This is a genomic window from Actimicrobium antarcticum (assembly GCF_039536745.1).
In the GTDB taxonomy this organism is placed as follows: domain Bacteria; phylum Pseudomonadota; class Gammaproteobacteria; order Burkholderiales; family Burkholderiaceae_D; genus Actimicrobium; species Actimicrobium antarcticum.
This window is the reverse complement of record NZ_BAAAZE010000008.1, coordinates 204917-225486: the sequence shown is the minus strand read 5'-3', so window position 1 is coordinate 225486 and position 20570 is coordinate 204917. Positions and strand designations below refer to the sequence as shown.

Annotated in this window: 17 protein-coding genes and 2 pseudogenes; 4 read left to right on the top strand and 15 right to left on the bottom strand. The window is 53.0% G+C overall.

The window, feature by feature from the left end; genetic code table 11:
* Nucleotides 1-10: 10 nt before the first annotated feature.
* Both ABD720_RS08815 and ABD720_RS08810 read right to left on the bottom strand, forming a co-directional pair.
* Nucleotides 11-331, bottom strand: coding sequence for a helix-turn-helix domain-containing protein (locus ABD720_RS08815; RefSeq protein WP_344762901.1), 321 nt, complete (start codon nt 329-331; stop codon nt 11-13).
* A 101-nt stretch (nt 332-432) separates the two neighbouring features.
* Nucleotides 433-615, bottom strand: a complete 183-nt coding sequence (locus tag ABD720_RS08810) for a hypothetical protein (protein WP_344762900.1) — start codon at nt 613-615, stop codon at nt 433-435.
* Nucleotides 616-802: 187 nt separating this feature from the next.
* Here ABD720_RS08810 and ABD720_RS08805 point away from each other — a divergent pair.
* A pseudogene (locus tag ABD720_RS08805) lies at nt 803-2218 on the top strand (mannose-1-phosphate guanylyltransferase/mannose-6-phosphate isomerase).
* A 338-nt stretch (nt 2219-2556) separates the two neighbouring features.
* On the top strand, nt 2557-3528 hold the full coding sequence (locus tag ABD720_RS08800) for a hypothetical protein (RefSeq protein WP_344762899.1): 972 nt from the start codon (nt 2557-2559) through the stop codon (nt 3526-3528).
* Nucleotides 3529-3652: 124 nt separating this feature from the next.
* On the opposite strand, the pseudogene ABD720_RS08795 reads toward ABD720_RS08800, so the two are convergent.
* Nucleotides 3653-3880 (bottom strand): annotated as a pseudogene (locus ABD720_RS08795) (TIGR03790 family protein); the annotation flags it as partial.
* 135 nt (nt 3881-4015) lie between these two features.
* Here ABD720_RS08795 and ABD720_RS08790 point away from each other — a divergent pair.
* Nucleotides 4016-4207 (top strand): hypothetical protein, encoded by a 192-nt coding sequence (locus ABD720_RS08790; protein ID WP_344762898.1) that lies wholly within the window; start codon nt 4016-4018, stop codon nt 4205-4207.
* A 102-nt stretch (nt 4208-4309) separates the two neighbouring features.
* Here the strand turns inward: ABD720_RS08790 and ABD720_RS08785 are convergent, their stop codons facing one another.
* Nucleotides 4310-5203, bottom strand: a complete 894-nt coding sequence (locus tag ABD720_RS08785) for a beta-1,6-N-acetylglucosaminyltransferase (RefSeq protein WP_344762897.1) — start codon at nt 5201-5203, stop codon at nt 4310-4312.
* Nucleotides 5204-5909: 706 nt separating this feature from the next.
* Between ABD720_RS08785 and ABD720_RS08780 the strand changes: the two genes are divergently transcribed.
* Complete coding sequence (locus tag ABD720_RS08780) at nt 5910-6455, top strand: hypothetical protein (protein WP_344762896.1); 546 nt, start codon at nt 5910-5912, stop codon at nt 6453-6455.
* Nucleotides 6456-6578: 123 nt separating this feature from the next.
* Here the strand turns inward: ABD720_RS08780 and ABD720_RS08775 are convergent, their stop codons facing one another.
* The 11 genes from ABD720_RS08775 to ABD720_RS08725 form a co-directional block, all read right to left on the bottom strand.
* Nucleotides 6579-6959, bottom strand: a complete 381-nt coding sequence (locus ABD720_RS08775) for a TIGR03790 family protein (protein WP_344763662.1) — start codon at nt 6957-6959, stop codon at nt 6579-6581.
* A gap of 117 nt (nt 6960-7076) precedes the next feature.
* On the bottom strand, nt 7077-8315 hold the full coding sequence (locus ABD720_RS08770) for an acyltransferase family protein (RefSeq protein WP_344762895.1): 1239 nt from the start codon (nt 8313-8315) through the stop codon (nt 7077-7079).
* Nucleotides 8316-9233: 918 nt separating this feature from the next.
* The gene (locus tag ABD720_RS08765) at nt 9234-10256 is read right to left on the bottom strand and encodes a TIGR03790 family protein (RefSeq protein ID WP_344762894.1); all 1023 of its coding nucleotides are present in this window, start codon (nt 10254-10256) and stop codon (nt 9234-9236) included.
* A 198-nt stretch (nt 10257-10454) separates the two neighbouring features.
* The gene (locus ABD720_RS08760; protein ID WP_344762893.1) at nt 10455-11609 is read right to left on the bottom strand and encodes a sugar phosphate nucleotidyltransferase; all 1155 of its coding nucleotides are present in this window, start codon (nt 11607-11609) and stop codon (nt 10455-10457) included.
* Between the two features lie 53 nt (nt 11610-11662).
* Nucleotides 11663-12985, bottom strand: a complete 1323-nt coding sequence (locus tag ABD720_RS08755; protein WP_344762892.1) for a UDP-glucose dehydrogenase family protein — start codon at nt 12983-12985, stop codon at nt 11663-11665.
* Nucleotides 12986-13391: 406 nt separating this feature from the next.
* A complete protein-coding gene (locus tag ABD720_RS08750) occupies nt 13392-14531 on the bottom strand; it encodes an acyltransferase family protein (protein ID WP_344762891.1) in 1140 nt (379 codons plus the stop codon).
* Nucleotides 14532-15117: 586 nt separating this feature from the next.
* The gene (locus tag ABD720_RS08745; protein ID WP_344762890.1) at nt 15118-15843 is read right to left on the bottom strand and encodes a WecB/TagA/CpsF family glycosyltransferase; all 726 of its coding nucleotides are present in this window, start codon (nt 15841-15843) and stop codon (nt 15118-15120) included.
* Between the two features lie 86 nt (nt 15844-15929).
* Nucleotides 15930-17120, bottom strand: coding sequence for a glycosyltransferase family 2 protein (locus ABD720_RS08740; protein ID WP_344762889.1), 1191 nt, complete (start codon nt 17118-17120; stop codon nt 15930-15932).
* Between the two features lie 26 nt (nt 17121-17146).
* Nucleotides 17147-17680: a serine O-acetyltransferase gene (locus ABD720_RS08735; RefSeq protein WP_344762888.1), complete on the bottom strand. Its 534-nt coding sequence runs from the start codon at nt 17678-17680 to the stop codon at nt 17147-17149.
* A gap of 50 nt (nt 17681-17730) precedes the next feature.
* The gene (locus ABD720_RS08730; protein ID WP_344762887.1) at nt 17731-19143 is read right to left on the bottom strand and encodes an Atrophin-1 multi-domain protein; all 1413 of its coding nucleotides are present in this window, start codon (nt 19141-19143) and stop codon (nt 17731-17733) included.
* Nucleotides 19144-19268: 125 nt separating this feature from the next.
* The gene (locus tag ABD720_RS08725; RefSeq protein WP_344762886.1) at nt 19269-20516 is read right to left on the bottom strand and encodes a glycosyltransferase; all 1248 of its coding nucleotides are present in this window, start codon (nt 20514-20516) and stop codon (nt 19269-19271) included.
* Between the last annotated feature and the right edge of the window lie 54 nt (nt 20517-20570).

Sequence of the window (20570 nt, the reverse complement as noted above, 5' to 3'; positions counted from 1 at the left end):
GTTAGCTCTTTCATTTTGCAAGACTGGTTTTACGATAAGCACGCTGGCGCTTCACAATCGCCACCTTCGCCCGCATATCCTCGATCGTGCGCGTTTGCGCCACCAGCACCGATTGCAAATCGGCCGTCGCATTGAGCGATTCGAGTATCCGGACAAACGTGTTCAGCGTACAGAGTCCGGTGCGTTCGAAGCTTCCCAGCGTTTTGCTGGAAAGACCTATGCGTTGCGCCATCTCGTCAACGCTCACATTGAGCAGAAGTCGACGGGCACGTGCACGCGCACCGAGTTCGCGGCAAATTTCTTGCGGAAGAGCGAGAGAGAAATCGCGCATATTTACTCCGGAAAGCGCATCAAAATCGACTTAACAAGAGTAAATCTACCCGATATAAAACCGACTATCGAGATCCTGGCGAGCCCGCCGCAAGTCGCCGCTTACCGATACGGGGCTGCCAGCGGCTCATCGACAAACACGCCCTGCGCCGGCCCGGCTACGCGTTTCCAGTAGGCGTAGATCGCCGGGCGTTGTAGTACTGGGTGGGCTTGCCGGTCGCACAGGTTTTGCGGCATTGCTGCACAGCGAATCCTGACGTCATGGCCGACGTGATCGAATTGCATTCGACAGCGTCAGGCACGCCCCAGATCATCAGCATTCAGGCAAAAGGCAGTCGAAAAAGCGTTGTAACATGGACAACCGATAGTGACTTCAGATGATGTGAGACGACGTTACAGTCCTTCTCAAGTCACTCGTTCCCGTTAGAATCGTCCATCTGAAATAAACAATGCCCTCACCCACGGAGATTCAATGCAACTGATTCCCACCATACTCTGCGGTGGCGCAGGTTCCCGCCTCTGACCCGTCTCGCGCGAGATGCATCCGAAGCCGTTCATTCGCCTGGCCGATGGCCAAAGCCTGATGCAAAAAGCATTCTTGCGCGGCGCACTGCTGCCTGATGTCACCGAAGTGCTGACCGTCACCAACCGCGAACTGCTCTTCAAGACCGAAGACGAATTCCGTGAAGTCAACGGCACCAAACTCGCCACCTCATTTATCCTCGAACCATTCGGGCGCAATACCGCAGCCGCGATCGCTGCAGCCGCCCTTCAGGTCGAAAAAAAATACGGTGCCAGCGCCATCATGCTGGTACTTGCCGCTGACCATCTGATCTCGGATCAGCCGGCGTTCGAACTAGCGGTCCTGAAGGCCACCGAACTGGCTGCCACCGGCCACCTGGTGACCTTCGGCATACAGCCGGGATCGCCGGAAACCGGCTACGGCTACATCGAAGCAGACGGCAACACCGTCGTGCGCTTCGTTGAAAAACCATCGCTCGGCAAGGCCGAGGAATACCTCGCCTCGGGCCGATTCCTGTGGAACTCCGGCATCTTCTGCTTTGCCGCCGGCACGATGCTGAGCGAGATGGAAAAACATTGCCCGGACATCCTGGCCGCCACCAAAACCTGTATCGCCCAATCCCGACTGGCCGAAGGCAAGAACTTCACGCAGCTCGACCTGGAACCAGACTCCTTCGGCGAGATTGCCGACCTGTCGATTGACTACGCCGTGATGGAAAAATCCACCCAGGTCGCAGTCATCCCATGCAGCATCGGCTGGAGCGATATCGGTTCATGGAATGCACTGGGTGACCTGTCCGACGCAGACGCCAACGGCAACCGTGTTCAGGGCGACGCCATGTTGCACAACACCAGCAACTGCACGATCCATAGCGATGACCGCCTGATCGGTACCGTGGGCATCGACAACCTGATCATCATCGACACGCCAGACGCCGTACTCATCGCCGACAAATCCTGTGCACAGGACGTCAAGCACATCTACGCCGCGCTGAAGGCCAAAGGCCACGATGCGCACAAACTACACCGTACCGCGCACCGTCCATGGGGTACCTACACCGTGCTGGAAGAAGGCAACGGCTTCAAGATCAAGCGTATTGAAGTCAAACCCGGCGCCAGCCTGAGCCTGCAAATGCACTACCACCGCAGCGAGCACTGGATCGTCGTCAACGGCATGGCCAAAGTCGTCAATGGCGAGAAGGAATTCCTGGTCAACACCAATGAATCCACCTACATCCCGGCAGGCCATCGTCACCGCCTGGAAAACCCCGGCATTTTGAATCTGGTCATGATTGAAGTACAAAGTGGTGGCTACCTGGGCGAAGACGATATCGTGCGGTTTCAGGATAATTACGGCAGGGCTTGAAGATCCATGGCGGTAGATATGAGATGAAATGGGGAATGAACCCTTAGTGCATTACAGGAAATTGACTCTGACCCTAATTTTTCTACCACTACTTCAGAACGCGGATTACGGAGTGCGGCAGATAGCCAGCTTGCGTACTCCGAAGCCCGCAAGCAGGGCCAGAGTAATTTTCGCGCTAAAGCATTGCGAAATAAAATTCTGACCCTGGTTGCTACTACTTCGATTTGCAGACGTTGGCAAAGTCACGTGATGCCGACGGAGTTCAGCGCAACACTGCGCTGAACTGACCGGCGCAACGCATCCGATAGCGTTCAAAGATGCCGCTCACGGAACAAGTCGTGACCGACAGCCACTCACCCACACGACCAATCTGTATCCACCCCAACCGTGTGCGGCAACGAATGAAACCCAAGAAACCATCACTGACAATCGACACCTCGTTCCTGGCAGATAGGCCGGCAACGTCACTACAAAAACCTGCGCAAACCCCTCCTGCGTCGCCGCGTCCAAGCCGGTCAACAAGTCCACTGCACGGCGGTCAGTCATCGAAAATGTTCGCTGCGTTACACCTGCCGAATTCCGATGCTGCCCAGCCGTCAAAAGCGCAGGCAACCTCCGTCATGAATAGCAAAGAGTTTCTGTGTGAAACCATGCGCCGACCAGACCTCGATGATTTCATGGCATGGATCAATGCAAAAATCCCCATCCACGACGCCAGGTTCAATCGTGCACCGTCGAACTGGGCGTTCACCGGCAGTGTCGCCATGCAAATCCACGGCCATGCGCTGGACTGCCAGATTGCCAAGAACCGCAAACCACACGATGTGGATATCGTTACGAGCGAATTCCCTGCCCTCGAAGAAGAACGCCGAACACCACACGAGAAGATTACTGAAATTACCGACGGCACCGCGACGTTTAACTTCGACCATAAATTTGACGTCGATGTCATTAACTGTCGAGGAAAGAACAAACGCAGCTTCGGGACGCTACAACAGGACATACAGGTCATCCACGGCGTCCCCGTGATGTCACTGGCGGCGCTTTTGATATCGAAACAAGCATTGTTGCGGGATCGCCTGGAAACAGGCGGTCATCACGAAACGCAATCGATCGCGTCAGAAAATACCAGCAGCGACCATGAACTTGACGTTGACAGGCAAACCGGGGACGCCGTCGATGACAGCCAAAACAAAATTCGCGCCGACATTGCCATCCTCAAAACACTGCAAGAAACAGTCGTTCCACCCCACCTGACACAAGCGTATCTGACCAGTGGGTTTCCGGAACCGGAAAATATATTCAGGTAAATCGCAGCGGTTCGATTTACCCAACAGCAAAGCGGAGGTATTCCGTTTTCGGGGCATTCCACGTCAAATCCCACATTGAAGACAGAACGGGTGGTGGCAACATTCACCACGAACACATCAAGTCCTACCGATACGGCGCCGCCAGCGGCTCCCCGATAAACACACCCTGCGCAGGCCACCCGACACTTTTCCAATACGCCTCGATCGCCGTTTCTCCCGCCAGATAATGCTTGAGCATTACGCTCGAATTCGGAAACTTCTGCCAGTAATTGCAGGGCTCCGACACACTGCCATAACTCGCCGTCGCGCCCGCATCGAGCCATCTCAGGCGGCTCATCTGACTCGTGCCCAGTCTGACCCTAATTTCGTAACGCGCCGTTGCGCCCGCTTCGAGACAGCGCACACGGCGAAGTCGTAGTCACCGCGTTCAACCCAGATTAAACGCTGATCCGCTTCGTCTCCGACGACCTGTGAGCGGTACTCGACGGTGCCTCGCCCTGACGACGGACCAACATGCGCATCAAGGGATGGATGGGCCACTATCGCGTGGCGCTTTACGGCGGTGATCGAGGCGCGCCTGGTCGTCACGGACGAAATGGCCAATGACGTGATGAGCTTGCATTACGCAGTGGCAGGGCATGATGCCACTCTGGTGGCGGAACTGGTGGCGGGCTGGTGAATGCGACTCGGGATGTGGCGAAGTCGCTGGGGAAGATGATTGGGGATGCGAGGCGGTATGAAGGAGGTGAAAAAATGACCCCAACACTGGTTCGCGCTGCTCCTAACTCCTGAGTTGCTGGTCCAGTCTTACCAACAGATCTCCAGCGTCATCGTTGAACTTTCGTGCAAACAGCATCTCCCCAGCACCATAGGTATCAGCCGCCGCAAATGTAGAGTTTTGTCTGAGCAAGGCGAGATGCTGCTCATCGATAACTGAAGGACTTGCTGCGCCCGCACTCCAGTCGGTATAGGTGAGATTGCGGACAATCGCTGGCCGGAAGCGGGAGTTACCGAGGATCGTCTGGAAAAACGATTCGTCAGGGCACACCGTATTTTTGAAAAATTCGACAACGAGAGCTTCCCGAGCCGTAAACGCGAGAATATGCTCGCACGCCACACGTGAGAGGGCCCACCAAGTGGAACCGGCAAACGGCTCGAACTGTTTGAAAACCGTTTTGTAGTCTCGTTGATCCGGGAGCACGCCGATCAGGATCCGAATTTTTTGGGAAATTTTGTTTAGCAAGCTATCGCCGGACCGAATCCGGTAGGTGGTAAGCCTAGAAATAGGTTTTCCCGCAGCCGCCGACGGCATCGCGACCAGATTCATGAATTCATTGCCTGGATGGCTAGCAAAGAATTGCTCGATGAATGACACCGAACGCAGCGGGTAGTCCGCGCCACTCAGAAGGACGAAGCGATCAAAATTGCCATCGTCCGCTATCGCGGCACGCAGCAAACTCAATATCGCCTCAACCTGTGAAAAATCTCCCCAGAAAACGGAAGTGCGTTCGGCTAAAAAGCGAATGCGATCACCTTTAATTGCTTCAAAATCGGCGCTCTCCGATTTCTTGTCGATATGAACAAAGAAGCTTGCCGACGCGGAAGATAAGGCGGTTATTAGCCGCTGTAAATGCCGTGGTTTGTCGTGTGCAAGTACAAGGTATGCGATTTTCAAATGACTATGCCTTTTCGGGAGAGTGCCTGAAATACCTGGCTACGGTGGATGTACAACAAGTGTAAAACAAACAACATACGGTATCACACCGTACGGATTACTCCAATTCAGAGAATTCGTCGCTGCCCGTGTGTGCGGTCAAACTTCGAGGTTGAAATGGTAGGCTCGGATCCCAATTCTGCGCGAGCACGCTGATGTTTCACAGCTGAATGCTATTCGGAAGCCAACTGAAATCAGGCCGATGCGGAAGCAGAAAAACACGCAGCTCACGGAACAAGCCGTGACCGACAGCCACTCACCCACACGACCAATCTGTATCCACCCCACCCGTGTGCGGCACCGAATGAAATCCAAAAAACCATCACTGACCATCATGACGTCGTTCGCGGCAGACATGCCGGCAACGTCACAGCAAGAACCTGCGCCAACTCCCCCGGCATCGCCGCGCCCAAGCCGGCCAGCGAGCCCGCTACAAGGCGCTCAGTCATCGAAAATGTTCGCCGCGTTGCACCTGCCGAATCCCGATGCTGCCCAGCCGTCAAAGGTGCAGGCAACCTCCGCCATGAGCAGCAAAGAGTTTCTTTGTGAAACCATGCGCCGACCCGATCTCGATGATTTCATGGCATGGATCAATACAAAAATCCCGATTCACGACGCCAGGTTCAATCGTGCACCGTCGAACTGGGCGTTCACCGGTAGTGTCGCCATGCAAATCCACGGCCATGCGCTGGACTGCCAGATTGCCAAGAACCGCAAACCACACGATGTGGATATCGTTACGAGCGAATTCCCTGCCCTCGAAGAAGAACGCAGAACGCCACACGAGAAGATTACTGAAATTTCCGACGGCACCGCGACGTTTAACTTCGACCATAAATTTGATGTCGATGTCATTAACTGTCGAGGAAAGAACAAACGCAGCTTCGGGACGCTACAACAGGACATACAAGTCATCCACGGCGTCCCGGTGATGTCACTGACTGCGCTGTTGACATCGAAACAGGCATTGCTGCGGGATCGGCTGGAAACAGGCGATCATCAAGAAACGCAATCGCTCACGTCAGAAAATACCAGCAGCGACCATGATCTTGAACTTGACAGGCAAACCGGGGACGCCGTCGATGACAGCCAACACAAAATTCGCGCCGACATTGCCATCCTCAAAACACTGCAAGAAACAGTCGTTCCACCCCACCTGACACAAGCGTATCTGACCAGTGGGTTTCCGGAACCGGAAAATATATTCAGGTAAATCGCAGCGGTTCGATTTACCCAACAGCAAGTCGGAGGTATTCCGTTTTAGGGCATGCCACGTCAAATCCCACATTGAAGACAGAACGGGTGGTGGCAACATTCACCGCGAACACATCAAGTCCTAACGATACGGCGCCGCCAGCCACTCCCCGATAAACACACCCTGCGCAGGCCACCCGACGCTTTTCCAATACGCTTCGATTGCCGTCTTACCCGCTAGATAATGCTTGAGCAACACGCTCGAATTCGGAAACTTCCGCCAGTAATTGCAGGGCTCCGACACACTACCGTAACTCGCCGTCGCGCCCGCATCGAGCCAGCGCAAGCTGCTCATCTGGCCCTTCCTAAGCAGGTCGCCGCCAGCAGACGTCAGGTGATCGGCCAGCGCGCCGGCCTGAAAACGCAGTGTCTCCAGATGCGGCACCGATACCGCACCTGTCTGATACACCATGATGTCAGCGGCATCAATCAGACTGTCCTGGCGCAGCGTCTTGATGACCAGCTTCTTTTGCGGAATCGCACCTCCATGCGAGAAACATAGGGACGATACCCAAGAAATTCAAAGTCATCTACCTTGAAAACCGAATGCAGATACACCGCGCGCCACTACGTTTTTGGCCTACGCCACCCGCGAATGTGATCCCGGCGCTTCGGTCACCTCTTCCGAAGGCTGTGGCGGTGGCGATTTCGGTACGCTCTTTGTAAAGTGGCGCTTCAACTTAAGAAAATGCTTTTCGATGCCATGCCAGGAGAAGTAGGCAAATAGGATTGTCAGCACCAATGACGGGACCATCAACGCAAGGTAGTTACCTTTCAATTGCGGAAACTCAAAGAGGACCATCTGACTGATGGGAAATCCATAAAGATACACGCCGTATGAATAATCCCCGGAACGCAGCAACTTGATCGATGGGAACTCAATGAGACCGATGAAAACCGTGACATACGCCAAGGGCAGTGGCGCAAGATAAATGCCCCACGGACGATCAATGAGAAAGTACACCGCAACAATGCTTAGCGCGAAAAGAACCCAACTTCTCCAGATCACATCTTTCCACAAGAAAAACATGATACCGACGAAGAAGTAATAAACGTTTAGGTCCGTGGCCAAAGCACCGGCTTTAGAGTTGAATCCGCGGAAGATATTGGCATATATTAATGCGACAGTCGTGGCGATAAAAAGAGCCGTACATACCTTTCGGTTAAAAACCAAGGTACTGAACATGCCAATGCTCAAGATGACATAGCAATAAAACTCACCGGGCAATGTCCACAAATTTGCATTGACCGCAGTGCGTTCTCCACTGCTTGGCCACACGACTCCCGGCAAACTCATTTGGACGAAACCAAATATGTTGCCAAAATAAGTAAAGAACCCGTGATCTTGGAAATAGCTACCGAGCGGAAGTGTGGTGGCGTAGGCACCAATCAAAAGAGCCGATAGAACTACCTCAACGCCCAACGCCGGGAAAATTCGCAATCCTCTCAGTGCCAGGAATGACTTGACACTACGGACGCGAAAGGCGCTGCCCGCCACCAGAAAGCCGCTAAGTGCAAAAAACATTGGCACATGCGACAGCACAATCGGACGACTGAGCCCTGCCCGCGCCAACCCCATGTCAGGCAAGTTGCCTGCAACAGGTGCGATCAAATGTGCAGGTGCCGCTGGCGAGATTGATGAACCAGTAAAAATTTCGCGGAATAAATCGATGATCGATGGAATGATTCCCCGAGTTTCTCCGATTGCAGCGATATGTGCCAAGAAAATGGCTACCGCCAAACCGATCCTCAAGTAGTCAAATCCTGGACCAATACCTCGTTGTTCCATGAAAATCTGGCCGAAAGTTCTTCTTTGCATCATTTTTTCCTCATATTTACAATACCTCTACACCAGCAGCCTCTCCAGATTTCAGTGCGGCACAAACAGTCTCGTCCTAGCGTTTGCTCTACTGGCGCGAGTGAAAGTACGCGTTCAATATCGCCCTTTTTGTGCGCAGCAATTTTAGCGTATCTGAGCCGTCAGGAATCGCAAAAATTGACAAAAATACATCAAGCAGACAGAGCCAGATGAAGGGACCTATATATCTCTCTCCTATTTTTGAAAAATTACGCCGATGGCATGGCGAATGATTGCCTGCTTCTAGTGCTGCGCAGACAGTTGCATGTGCAGACGTGTTGTTTCCTTAAAGTGGACCCACTCGTCAAGACAGTTTTTGCTTGAGTTTGAGCTATGGCCTTGAACCTGCGCGCAGCGGACCAGTAATGATTATTCAGCAACGCGCTTATCTGTAGCGTATTAATAGGGCTAGTCAAATTGGCCCGTGTTATCAGTAACAGATGCACTTGCCGTCGCCATCGGCCGCGAGCACGGTAACCCAACGCAAAGTTGTTGCCTGCTCCGCAGGATTCTGTCCACACCGTTGGACTACCGCTTGAAACAGGGTTGCCTGAGCGCTTTTTTCGCCGCTTCACTGCGAAAACTACACTGACTCTACTTACGGAATTCGGAGCAAAACACGCTGTGACCTGCGGCGCTCCCTCGCCCCTAAACTGCACTTCTAGCCGGCCACACATCTTCGCTAAAGTCGGAAAAATAGGACAGGCGCTGATCCTGCCCGCCGATTAGCAACGTGGGACTCGCAGACGGTACATCCGGAAGGCTTGAGCAATGGCATGCCTCAGGCCGCACTAGGCAAGGAAAAGCCATGCAGCTTTACCAGCGTATCGGCTTATTGGCCATTAACAGCACCCTTACCAATCTGCCACCAGTTATTTCTTACCGATACGGCGCTGCCAGCGGCTCCCCGATAAACACACCCTGCGCCGGCCACCCCACGCTTTTCCAATACGCCTCGATCGCCGTTTCTCCCGCCAGATAATGCTTGAGCAATACGCTCGAATTCGGAAACTTCTGCCAGTAATTGCAGGGCTCCGACACACTGCCGTAACTCGCCGTCGCGCCCGCATCGAGCCAGCGCAAGCTGCTCATCTGGCCCTTCCCAAGCAGGTCGCCACCAGCAGACGTCAGATGATCGGCCAGCGCACCGGCCTGAAAACGCAAGGTCTCCAGATGCGGCACCGACACCGCGCCGGTTTGATACACCATGATGTCGGCGGCATCGATCAGGCTGTCCTGACGCAGCGTCTTGATGACCAGCTTCTTTTGCGGAATCGCGCCAGCAGGCGGGAAATACGCGGCGCGACTGTTGCGCGCCTTGTCTGCCGTGATCAGATAATAGGCAGTCGATGGATACACCCGAAAGCCGCTTTGCACGCCGCGATCGATCAGTGCTTTTGCCTGCTCGAACGACTCGGTGGGCAGCAACATCGAGGGACGAATTCCGAACTCGGTAAAAGGCTGGCGTGTGATGGCGTTGTAGTAGGGACTGGGCTTGCCAGGCGCACAGGTTTTGATACATTGCTGCGCATCAAATCCCAGCGTCATGGCCGACGTGATCGAATTGCACTCGACCGCATAGGGGGCGGTCCAGATCATCAGCATGGCTTGCATGGAGGGCGTCAGTTGCGCATCGATTTCCTGCTTCAGTTTGGCGAAGGCCACGCGCGACAAATTGCGTGGCGAACCGGGGATGCGCACGTGAATGATGTTTTGTGCAGGGATCTGGCGTGCTTCGCGGTAGTACTCGCCAGCCTGAACACTCAGGGGATCCGCGTCGTTGATGATCACGGCGAGCTGGTCGGCCTGAAGCTGCAAAGCGGCATGAGGGGTAACAACCTCGGCGGCTAAGCCGACACAGGACAACGAAACGAGGAGAGCAAACAGCAATGAACGAAGCACTGGGGGATTCCGATAACAATCTGTGAAATGTGCGAGGAAGTAACGCCGGACATGGCATGAAAGTATAGCTGCAGAAACTGACAACATGCCGCGACGTGTCGCATAGCCCTGGCATCCACGCACAATAAAAAAGGACGCGCCACCAAATGGAAACGCGCCCTCGGAATACCGTCTAACAGGCCCCGCTTGAGGCCGGTGTTATTTGGCAGCACCCTCTGCCAGTATGGCCTCCGCATCACGCGGAGCAGCACGCCGGTCACGCGCATCGCGCCAGATATTCGTCGGCGTCTCCGACACGTGCGTCATCACACCCTGGCGATCAACACAGTAATCCTTGCACACCACCATCTCGGTCATCTCGGTGTTCGGCGTAACCCGCGTGTACTCGAACAGCACGCTGCGCACCACTTCCGCACCGGCACAAATGTGGCTGCCATGTCCAATCCAGGTCGGGCCAACAATGGTGCTGCCCGCTTCGATCTTCGTACCGGACCCAATATAGACCGGCCCGGTAATCGTCGTACCTTCCCAGTCGATACTGGTATTAAGGCCAACCCAGATCCCGTCCGCAATCTGCGTTCCCGGCATGGTCATGTGCGCCACGGTGCCGCTGAGAACACTCTGCAGCACCGCCCAGAAATCCTTCACATTGCCAATGTCGATCCAGTTAAAGAAGCGTTTTTGTGCAAAGAACGGCACGCCTTTTTCAACCAACAACGGAAACAGTTCAGAGCCAATATCAAACATCACGTCAGGCGGAATCAGCTTCAGCACCTCCGGCTCCAGGATATAAATCCCGGTGCTGGCAAAGTTCGAGAGCGCGTCCTCTGGCTTCGGCTTTTCCTGAAATGACAAGATTCGGCCCTGGTCATCGGTGACGACCATGCCATATTCGGACGACTTCTCGTTCGGCACTTCCTTGGTGATCACGCTGGCCAGTGCGCCCTTGCGGCGATGCTCGAAGAGCGCCGACTTGATGTCTAGGTCAATGATGGCGTCGCCACAGATGACAATCGTGGTCTCGTCAAAAAATCCGCCGAAATCCTGGATCTTTTTCATGCCACCGGCAGAGCCGATTGGCTTTGGGCTGACGACGCGCTCATCGTTGATGTAGCCCTCGAACGAATACCCGATCTGGGCACCGAAGCGCTGGCCTTCACCGAAGTAGTTCTCGATCTTTTCGTGCAGGTAGCTGACGTTGACCATGATTTCGGTCACGCCGAACTTCACGAGGTGGTCGACCAGATATTCCATGACGGGCTTGCCGAGGATCGGGATCATCGGTTTGGGAAGCTCGTAGGTCAACGGTTGGACTCGGGTGCCTTTGCCTGCTGCGAGGATCATTGCTTTCATGCTGGTCTTTCAGATAGTTTTAGGAAGATTGGCCAGTGGTGATTGGAGGTAATTTAACGTCGACCGATTGCAAAATATTCGATACCTTGTGCACGCATCTGCGCTGGCAGATACAGGTTACGTCCGTCAAAAATAGCGGGGGTCTTCAATGCCGCTTTGAGCAGATCAAAATCTGGTACGCGAAATTCCTTCCACTCGGTCACGATCACCAGCGCGTCGGCACCGTCGAGCGCGGCCATGGAAGACGACGCGTAAGCAAGGCGTACATCGTTTCCGTAAATACGCTTTGACTCTGTTATTGCAACCGGATCGTAGGCAGTGACTGTCGCGCCCAATGCCCACAACCCCTCGATTAGCACCCGACTGGTGGCGGCACGCATGTCGTCGGTATTCGGCTTGAACGCCAGGCCCCAAAGAGCAAAACGCATTCCCGTCAAATCCGATCCGAAGCGATTAGTAATTTTCTCTAGTAGTACATGTTTCTGTTGCTCATTGGCTTGGTCCACCGCCGACAAGACTTTCAGTTCAATCTCGTTCTCGCGCGCAGTATTGATCAGCGCGGTGACGTCCTTGGGAAAACAGGAACCACCATAGCCACAACCCGCATACAAGAAATGAAATCCGATTCGTGGATCGCCACCAATTCCAAGCCGAACCTGCTCAATGTCGGCACCGAGCTTGTCGGCCAGATTAGCCAACTCATTCATGAAAGAAATTCTTGTCGCGAGCATTGCATTTGCAGCGTACTTCGTCAGTTCGGCAGACCGCACATCCATCACGATAATACGATCGTGGTTGCGATTGAACTGCGCATATAAGTCGCGCATCAGGGCGATGGCACGCGCATCCTCGGTGCCGATCACGATCCGGTCCGGACGCATGAAGTCGTCCAGGGCTGCCCCCTCTTTCAGGAATTCAGGGTTTGAGACTACCGCGAACGGAATCGACTGCGCCCGCGACGCCAGCTCTTCGCTGATCGCCTGGCTAACCATATCCGCTGTGCCAACTGGTACGGTGGATTTATCGACAATGACTTTATAGTCGGTCATGTGGCGGCCAATATTGCGCGCAGCTGCCGTTACATATTTCAGGTCTGCTGAACCGTCTTCATCGGGCGGGGTGCCGACCGCAATGAACTGAACTACGCCGAAAGCAACGCTGTCCTCGATGCTGGTCGTGAAATGCAAGCGACCGGCTGCCACATTGCGCCTGACCATTTCCAGCAAACCCGGCTCATGGATCGGGATTTCACCGTTGTTCAGGATGGCGATCTTTGTTGCGTCGAGGTCAAGACAAAGAACATGATTGCCAACTTCAGCGAGGCAAGCGCCAGTGACGAGGCCGACGTAGCCGGTGCCGATTACGGTAATTTTCATGTTGAGTGAGACTCCTAATAAATTAGATGTTATTTACCTGAAAAATGGATTATTAGTATGAAAAATTGACTTACCAGTGCGCACGATTTGAACCCAATGGTCAACAACCCCGTGTCGGCGAATCTAAATGACGCATCGCAACGCCAGCAAATGTAGCAATCTCAACATAAAATCATGTTGAAATAAACCAGCATTACATTTGTTCTCATTTTAACCAGTACCCATGCATGTGAAAACGTCGTGGCTGAATATAATTTTTGGCAGCTATAAATAGATAACACGAGGAACCAAACATGGAACTGTAATGCGATTTTTCGATGCGTATTTTAAGACGACTCTCGTCCAAATGGCTCAAAAATAATATCTCAGTAGTGCAATAATTCTTCCGTCAATAAGAATGAAATTACTAAGGAACGGTATTTTTGTGATCTATACCTTGAGCTCTATCATCAAGACGTTTGGCAATTCTATTGAAATAATCACGGGCAGGGTTTTCGATAAATCGAAACGACCAACCAGAAATGATGATTAATATGGGAATGAAAAGAATACGTGCAATCCATTTTTCAATTGGCCCGTCCAGATGTGACATGAATCCAGCCAAAACTATCAAAAGTGCGGGGTGTAAAAGATAAATTGAATATGAACGTCGACCAAGCATCTGAAACAGATTTCCTGAGAAGACCTTTGCAACAATACCGCGATCGGACGACAATGTATAAATTAAAATTGCAAATAAAAAAGGAGCTAAAAACATCACCGGCGTATAAATAGTCGCAAAATAAAAAAGACATCCGACGAGGACAAGCGCAAAAATCTGAAGAAGAGTAACAAATCTAAGGCCAACTTTTGGCAGCATCCAAACAAAAACACCCAAGATAAACGATCCTACGCAACGCATGAACCCAAAATCGTAGGTGATATCCCCGCACTTGCCCTTGTCAATACAATGGTGAATATAAATGGATGCGCCATCTGCGATGACAAAGCATGCAATACAAGAGACGGCTAAAAAAAGCATTTGCATTACACGTGATGATCGACACCAGCAAAATACAAAAAATAAATAGGCATAAAACTCTGTGCTTATAGACCATGATGCGTAATTAAGTATTAAACGATTGAAGAGTCCCAAGCCGTGCGTAAATGTAATAGTGGCAATTACTTCGGCAGCGCTAGGAATAATATATCTTAGCTGTCCAACGTGCTTATATGAATTAATTTCACTTAGCAATGTACTTTCAATAAAAACAAAAGCGTTGCTAGAGACAACAAAAAAAATCGTCGAAAATATTAAAAGGGGAAAAAGACGACCGAAGCGCTTGATGATAAAAGAGACTACTTGATGATTTGTACGTAGACGACCATGATAGGCAGAAACGATCACATAACCGCTTAAAACAAAAAATAAGTCTACGAATATATATCCATTAGCGATGATTGATGGAACAGCAAATTTGTTTGATATAAATCCTGATGCGTTTATGTGAAAAAAAACGACGAATATAGCAGCTAAGCCACGCACACCCTCAAATGATTTAATCAATTTACCTCCTCCATCTCGCTATTTTCAGGTAAATAATAATTAACTTTGTTATTCATTTTATTAAGATTATTAAATTAAGTTTTATTGCCATAATCACTTTCTTTATTTTTGTAGAGAAGAAATAATTCGTATGACGTTCAAGATAAAGACCAAAAATCGGGCGACAAACCAGTAGGTATCGATCAGATTGATATATGCGATTTAGATCAAGCACCCCGAAAGATTATAAAGACACAGAGCGAACACCTGAGGTTGACCTTTGAATTGCACGGTGAAAAAAATCGCGTAAGTCCACCGGAGTCCAACAACCTCAGCAGCGGTTGTAGCTTTTTGGTCTTATGTCCGGAGCCATCATCGGGAGTGAGCGCCACTACGTGGGCATCGTTGCTTCCGCGAGTCCTTGCCGTTCCAACCTAGTCTCACCAATCTCACCCATACCTATTTCGACGGCTCGAATTGCTGAGCTATAACGCAGCACAGAAAAGTCATCAACTTGCGATATTCACTGTGTCACGAATAATGATTTTTGAAGCCATCAACTTGACAGCACTACATAAAAATTATGACTTTTAAATGAGTTAAACTGCTACCTATATTTGAAACATTGCCCCAAAAATATAACAATATCCCAGGTATATCGACGCAAAAGCCGCCGTGGCTCCAGATATAAACGATACAACCATTCAAGTCGCAATTTCTTTACCAGCTCGGGCGCACGTTGCTTGTCACCGGACCAGAAATCAAACAAGGCACCTATTCCCATCAACAGATTGGCATCGAGCACCGCACGATGATCGAGTATCCACTGCTCCTGCATGGGGTTGCCCATCGCCACGAGCACAACCTGTGCCCCGGATGCATTGATTTTTTGTACGAGCTCTGGCGTGTTCCGCATGCCCGCGTAGCCATCGCAGAAACCAACCACATCCTGCCCAAGCACTTGCTGCGCATGGGTTGCAGCGCGCGCGGTGACTTCGGGACGACCACCTAACAGGAACACGCGAAGCGGCACCCTGGATTGGCCAAACAGAAATGGCGTGAAGTCGGTGCCATTCAGATTGTCCGCAAAGCGCTTCTTGAGCACCAGTTTGGCGGCGATGTCCATGCCGATCCCATCGTTGACCAATACGACCGATTCATCCGGAAGCGTATCCAGCACGAAGCGGCACTTGACGATGAAGTTGGTATTGGCAAAAAACAGCGCTGTTTTATGACGAGCGGCGATCCGCGCCAGCACATGATCTGCAAGTTGCTGGCGGGTGGTACTCAGTACCGGAAACTGACTGATGCGGAGGAGTGCTTGATGGACCATCTTGGCTTTCTAAACCTTGTTGCCGCGGGCGGCGTACATGATATCCGCGACGTCGCCGTTCGACAGCGTCGCCCGTAGAGTCGGCGTCATAGCTCGCCGTCGCGTTTGGAACGAACCCAATCCACTTGACGGCTGACAAAAAACTTTAGGTACAACGGTATTTTCCAGAAGACGTAAAACACCGCCATCGCCAGATTGCCGGCGCTGAGCTTTTCGCGCCCATAGCGCCACCATGACAGCATGACCGCAGTAACTAACGCGACCATCACGCCACAGGCGACAAATATCGGTGCCAGATTGCCGGTCAATACCGCAAAGAGCATCGCGGCGGCAAAGAGCGCCAGCCCTACCAGAGTCAGCAAAGCAAGTGGCGGCACACACAAGTCCAGCCCAAGAGCGATCATTCCCGCATTACGCTGACGCAGTCCGCCGAGCAGCAGCGGCGGCGCTTCGGTCAGCATCATGCTGATGTGCCCATGCTCCCAGCGAGTGCGCTGCGTTTGCGTGCCCGATGCACTGATCGGAAACGTGCTGGATACCAGCGCGTCCGGACAGAACAGGGGCGCTTTGCAAGCTCTGGCAAGATCCATTCCCAGCTTGAGGTCTTCAACAATGTTGCCATTGGCCAGCGATGCCGTGCTGATTGTTGCCCAAGAAAAAGCCATGCCGCTTCCCATGAGCTGGCAAGGCAAACCAAGTCGTTGATAACCCAGAGGGCGCACCAGATTTTTAACTAGCCAAGCGAACTCGGCGATTTTTTTCATCGGGCCGCTGTTATTGGGGGCATACATTAGAAACAGGGCCTGGACAGGTCGCCCTGTCTGCAACGCAAGACGCGCAATCCGGTCTATTGCGCCAGGGCTGGCAATACAATCAGCATCAACAATGATGACCATCTCCGGTGGCGCGGCGGCGAGCGCGCGCACGCCAAAATCCAGCGCATACCCCTTGCCGCGCTGCGACAAGTCCGTTCGCACCCGCACTTCGGCGCCTGCACCGACAGCAACAGCGGCCGTGTCATCGCTACAGTTATCGGCAACGACAACGAGCCGGTCGCCTTCCTGCAATTGCGGCAGAAGACTGACAATGGTGGCGATCACGCCGCTCGATTCATTGTGTGCAGGAACCAGGATAGCGACGCTCGGGCGGCGCCCTGTGGCAGTCGCTGCCGCTTTCAACGGAGAAAATGCAATCACCGCCTGGAGCAGCAGCACCAGGACGGGAATCGAGAGGATCGCAAGGGCAACGAGTAGCAGCGCAGCAACAAAAAAACTCATGGGTCATTCCTGGAATTCTGTGATGGTTACGACGACGGGGCAACGTTATCGGGTTGATAAACAATGCGCGCGGGCGCGCCTACTGCGGTAGCACCATTGGGAACGTCGCACAGCACCACGGACATCGCACCGATGCGGCAGTGATCTCCAATACGTACACCGCCGAGTACCTGTGCGTAAGCACCAAATTCAACGTTGCTGCCAATAACAGGTACAGGACCGTCTTCGTGGCGGTTGCCGATGGTCACGCCTTGCCGCAACGTGCAATTAGCACCAATCACGGCAGACGGATGGATGAAGATGCCGCCAAAATGCCAGATGCGCAGTCCCGGCCCGATCAGGGCGCTTTTTGGGAGGCTGATGCCGAGCACTGTTTCAATGCAACGGAACAGTGGCCAGTACAGGGCTGTAAGGATTTTTTTTGCCCGTCCTTCCGGGTAGGTATCGATGCGCCGGCCCAACCGGTACACCCACACCGCCCAAATGGATTGCTCTTTCAGGAAAGGGCGGCGCATTGCATAGCGCTGCAAGTCGGCTAACCAGTGTGGATCAACGGCCATCGGAAAACCCCTCCGCCAAGCGGTTCAGACCGATCGATCGCATCAGGTAATCAAGTGCCACCATCGACCAGATCCCCTCTGACGAGCGAAGGCTGGTCGACCCCGCTTATGGCATAGATCACAAAGCGCGCATCCGAGCCTGGCCATGGGAACTGCGCACTTTCGCCTGCGCCCAGCTCCCCGCTATCAAACAGCTTTGTACCGGATTTATCCTGTACAACCATGCGCAATTTGGCGCCACCTTTTGCGCTGGCGGTCAGCCGTTGTATCGATCCGACCTGCGGCACAGACCAACCAATCTTGTTCAAACCCCGGCCCGAATAATTAACCTGGGTAACACGGGTTGCAGTCGACGGGAAAACCACGGCCTGGGCAAGTGTGTCAAACGTACCCAACAGAGGACCGGTCTGCGCTTGCCATGGCCCACGCATTGAGAGACGGTTGAATACCTTCTCGGGAACCATCACCTGATTGTTCCCATCCAGCCAGCTCGTCGCCGATGTCACCTGGCGCAATCCGGCACGCATGCGATCAAGTTCAGACGCCACTGCGTTGTCCCAACCAGACATCGCACTCATTTTGAAATCAGCACCATTCTCAACGTAGATGGCGAATGGCGTTCCGTAGTTACGGTCGACTACATAGGCGCCGTGCAGCTTCAGCGTCTCCGCGACTTTACGCAGCGGCAGACTGGCAATTTTGGAAGTGTCGTAGGACGGCGGCAACATCATCAATGCACCTTCCGGAATCATGCCGGTGTTTGGCGTCGACACGACATTGTCGGCAGACGTGGCCGGATAGATATAATTCGGCGTTGCGGCCAGCGCGTTAAAGGTCAGCGACATCGCCAGTGCGTGGTGATACACCGGTTCGCCGTCGTTGATTTCGTGCTTGCGCATCAAACCTGCGGAAGTCGGCACGCCGGCAGCACGGGAACCCTGGAAATAATGCGCCGGGTCACCCCAGCCGCGCCCCTCAATGGGTGCCCAGGCGTACTGTGCGGCAACCCATTGTCCATCGATTTTTTTAAGCTGCCAAAAAGAATGAATCACCCGCAGTACCGGGTCATAGATATCTGCATGCCCATCTGCCGCACCAGCACCGACGGTGTCAGCAGGCCAACGCGGGATAGTGATTTGCGGACGATTTGCTTCTGCATCCGGATCCCAGACGCCGGGCTTGCCGGCAATCCCTTTGACCGCCATCGGGCCATCGCCCGCTGCCGCAAGAAACATACCGGTAGACCACACACCACTAGCGATCGACGGAAAATAGCTCGACTTGGGGATCACAAAATCGCCAAACACCGGCTCGACCGGCCGTGCATTCCAGAGCGATGCGGCGTTAAATGGGGTTAGGTAAGACTCCCACTGCGGCGCGAACGTGCTGGCCGCAACCAGCGTCTTTGTAGAAACCGCAGCGGCTTTGGCGGTGGATATGGCTGAAGGGACCAGACCACCCATCAGCAGTCCGGCTAGCGCAAATCGCGCTACCCGAGCAATCATTGCGGATTTACGTGCTGGTAGTGCACCCTCTGACAAAGGGGAAAAATTGTGAAGTGAGATCATGGCATCGGCCTGTCTGGTGACTATCCTGTGATGTTGCGGGGGGCAGTGATGGCTTGCTCCTGAGAGAGCTGGCTAGCGCGAAAGAGCTTCGCCAGCTTTGCAGCTTCGGTATCGATCGAATGTCTTTCAATCACCCGGTCGTACGCAGTCTCCCCCATTTGTTGCAATGTGGCAATTGGCGTTGCTAGAAATTCTTCCAGAGCTAGTACCAGCGCGTCGACGTCACCGGCGGCAAACAACCAGCCAGTTTCGCCTGGGATTACCAGTTCAGGAATACCTGCAATGTAGGTAGAAAGAACGGGGCGCCGCAGCGCCATCGCTTCCATGACCACCACTGGCAACCCCTCTGCGAAACTGGGCAAGACCATGCCGCGTGCTGCCAGCATCTCCTCACGTACGACCTCACCGCTAATCCAACCGGTGATACGTACTTTGTCTTGCATTCCGAAGCGTGCGATCAGCGCCTCGATGGGTTCACGCATCTCACCATCCCCGGCCAACACCAGTTCGACATCGATGCCTTTGCACACTAACTGATGAACAGCATCGATCAATAACAACTGACCCTTTTGCTCGCACAACCGGCCAACACACACCAACCGATTTAACGAAGTCACTGGTACTGCAGGACCAGAATGAAATGCAGGCTCCAGTCCACAGTGAACCACCTGCACCTTTGGCCAATCGGCGTAGCTCGCCCAGCGATAAAGCTGACTGCGACCGAACGAACTGACGCCCGCCACAAACGTGGAGCGCCGTATCTTCTCGTTGAGCCATAAGAATTCCGGTTTGTCGAATTCTTCCGAACCGTGAATAGTAATGCTGTAAGGAATAGCGCTCAGCATCGACGCGAACATGGCGACTTCTGCCGAATTGGTACCAAAATGGGCGTGTATATGCCGGGATCCGGCTTGCCGCATCCACGGCACCATGCAACACGCCTCGGCCAAATAAACCAGGTGAATAGGTAACGGCCGCTCAGCCCGTAGGCCCATCTTGAGTGCGAGTCGCAACACCTCGAAAAAACGACCAGGTGAAGAGAAAAGACATGTCAGGGTTGCCAACAACAACTGCATGAATCCTACTTGAAGTATGTAACGGGTCCGTCCACGTTCCTGTAGGTCTTCCTCATCGACAAGATCACCATCCCAGCCGCGAACTGCAATGCGCTGCACCTCAAAGCCTTGTTTTTCCAGCGCAAGTATCTCTCGCCGAATAAAACTATGACTAACCTTGGGATATTGATTAATTAGATACGTGATTTTCATTTATTTTCTGAAGCAAATTTTATTTTTTTCAACAGCTTTACCCATTCGATAAAA

What these genes read in the sequence shown, in the direction of transcription:
- ABD720_RS08815 (WP_344762901.1), bottom strand. Translation starts at nt 331, where the DNA reads ATGCGCGATTTCTCTCTCGCTCTTCCGCAAGAAATTTGCCGCGAACTC.
- ABD720_RS08810 (WP_344762900.1), bottom strand. Translation starts at nt 615, where the DNA reads ATGCAATTCGATCACGTCGGCCATGACGTCAGGATTCGCTGTGCAGCA.
- ABD720_RS08780 (WP_344762896.1), top strand. Translation starts at nt 5,910, where the DNA reads ATGCAAATCCACGGCCATGCGCTGGACTGCCAGATTGCCAAGAACCGC.
- ABD720_RS08770 (WP_344762895.1), bottom strand. Translation starts at nt 8,315, where the DNA reads ATGCAAAGAAGAACTTTCGGCCAGATTTTCATGGAACAACGAGGTATT.
- ABD720_RS08760 (WP_344762893.1), bottom strand. Translation starts at nt 11,609, where the DNA reads ATGAAAGCAATGATCCTCGCAGCAGGCAAAGGCACCCGAGTCCAACCG.
- ABD720_RS08755 (WP_344762892.1), bottom strand. Translation starts at nt 12,985, where the DNA reads ATGAAAATTACCGTAATCGGCACCGGCTACGTCGGCCTCGTCACTGGC.
- ABD720_RS08745 (WP_344762890.1), bottom strand. Translation starts at nt 15,843, where the DNA reads ATGGTCCATCAAGCACTCCTCCGCATCAGTCAGTTTCCGGTACTGAGT.
- ABD720_RS08740 (WP_344762889.1), bottom strand. Translation starts at nt 17,120, where the DNA reads ATGAGTTTTTTTGTTGCTGCGCTGCTACTCGTTGCCCTTGCGATCCTC.
- ABD720_RS08735 (WP_344762888.1), bottom strand. Translation starts at nt 17,680, where the DNA reads ATGGCCGTTGATCCACACTGGTTAGCCGACTTGCAGCGCTATGCAATG.
- ABD720_RS08730 (WP_344762887.1), bottom strand. Translation starts at nt 19,143, where the DNA reads ATGGGTGGTCTGGTCCCTTCAGCCATATCCACCGCCAAAGCCGCTGCG.
- ABD720_RS08725 (WP_344762886.1), bottom strand. Translation starts at nt 20,516, where the DNA reads ATGAAAATCACGTATCTAATTAATCAATATCCCAAGGTTAGTCATAGT.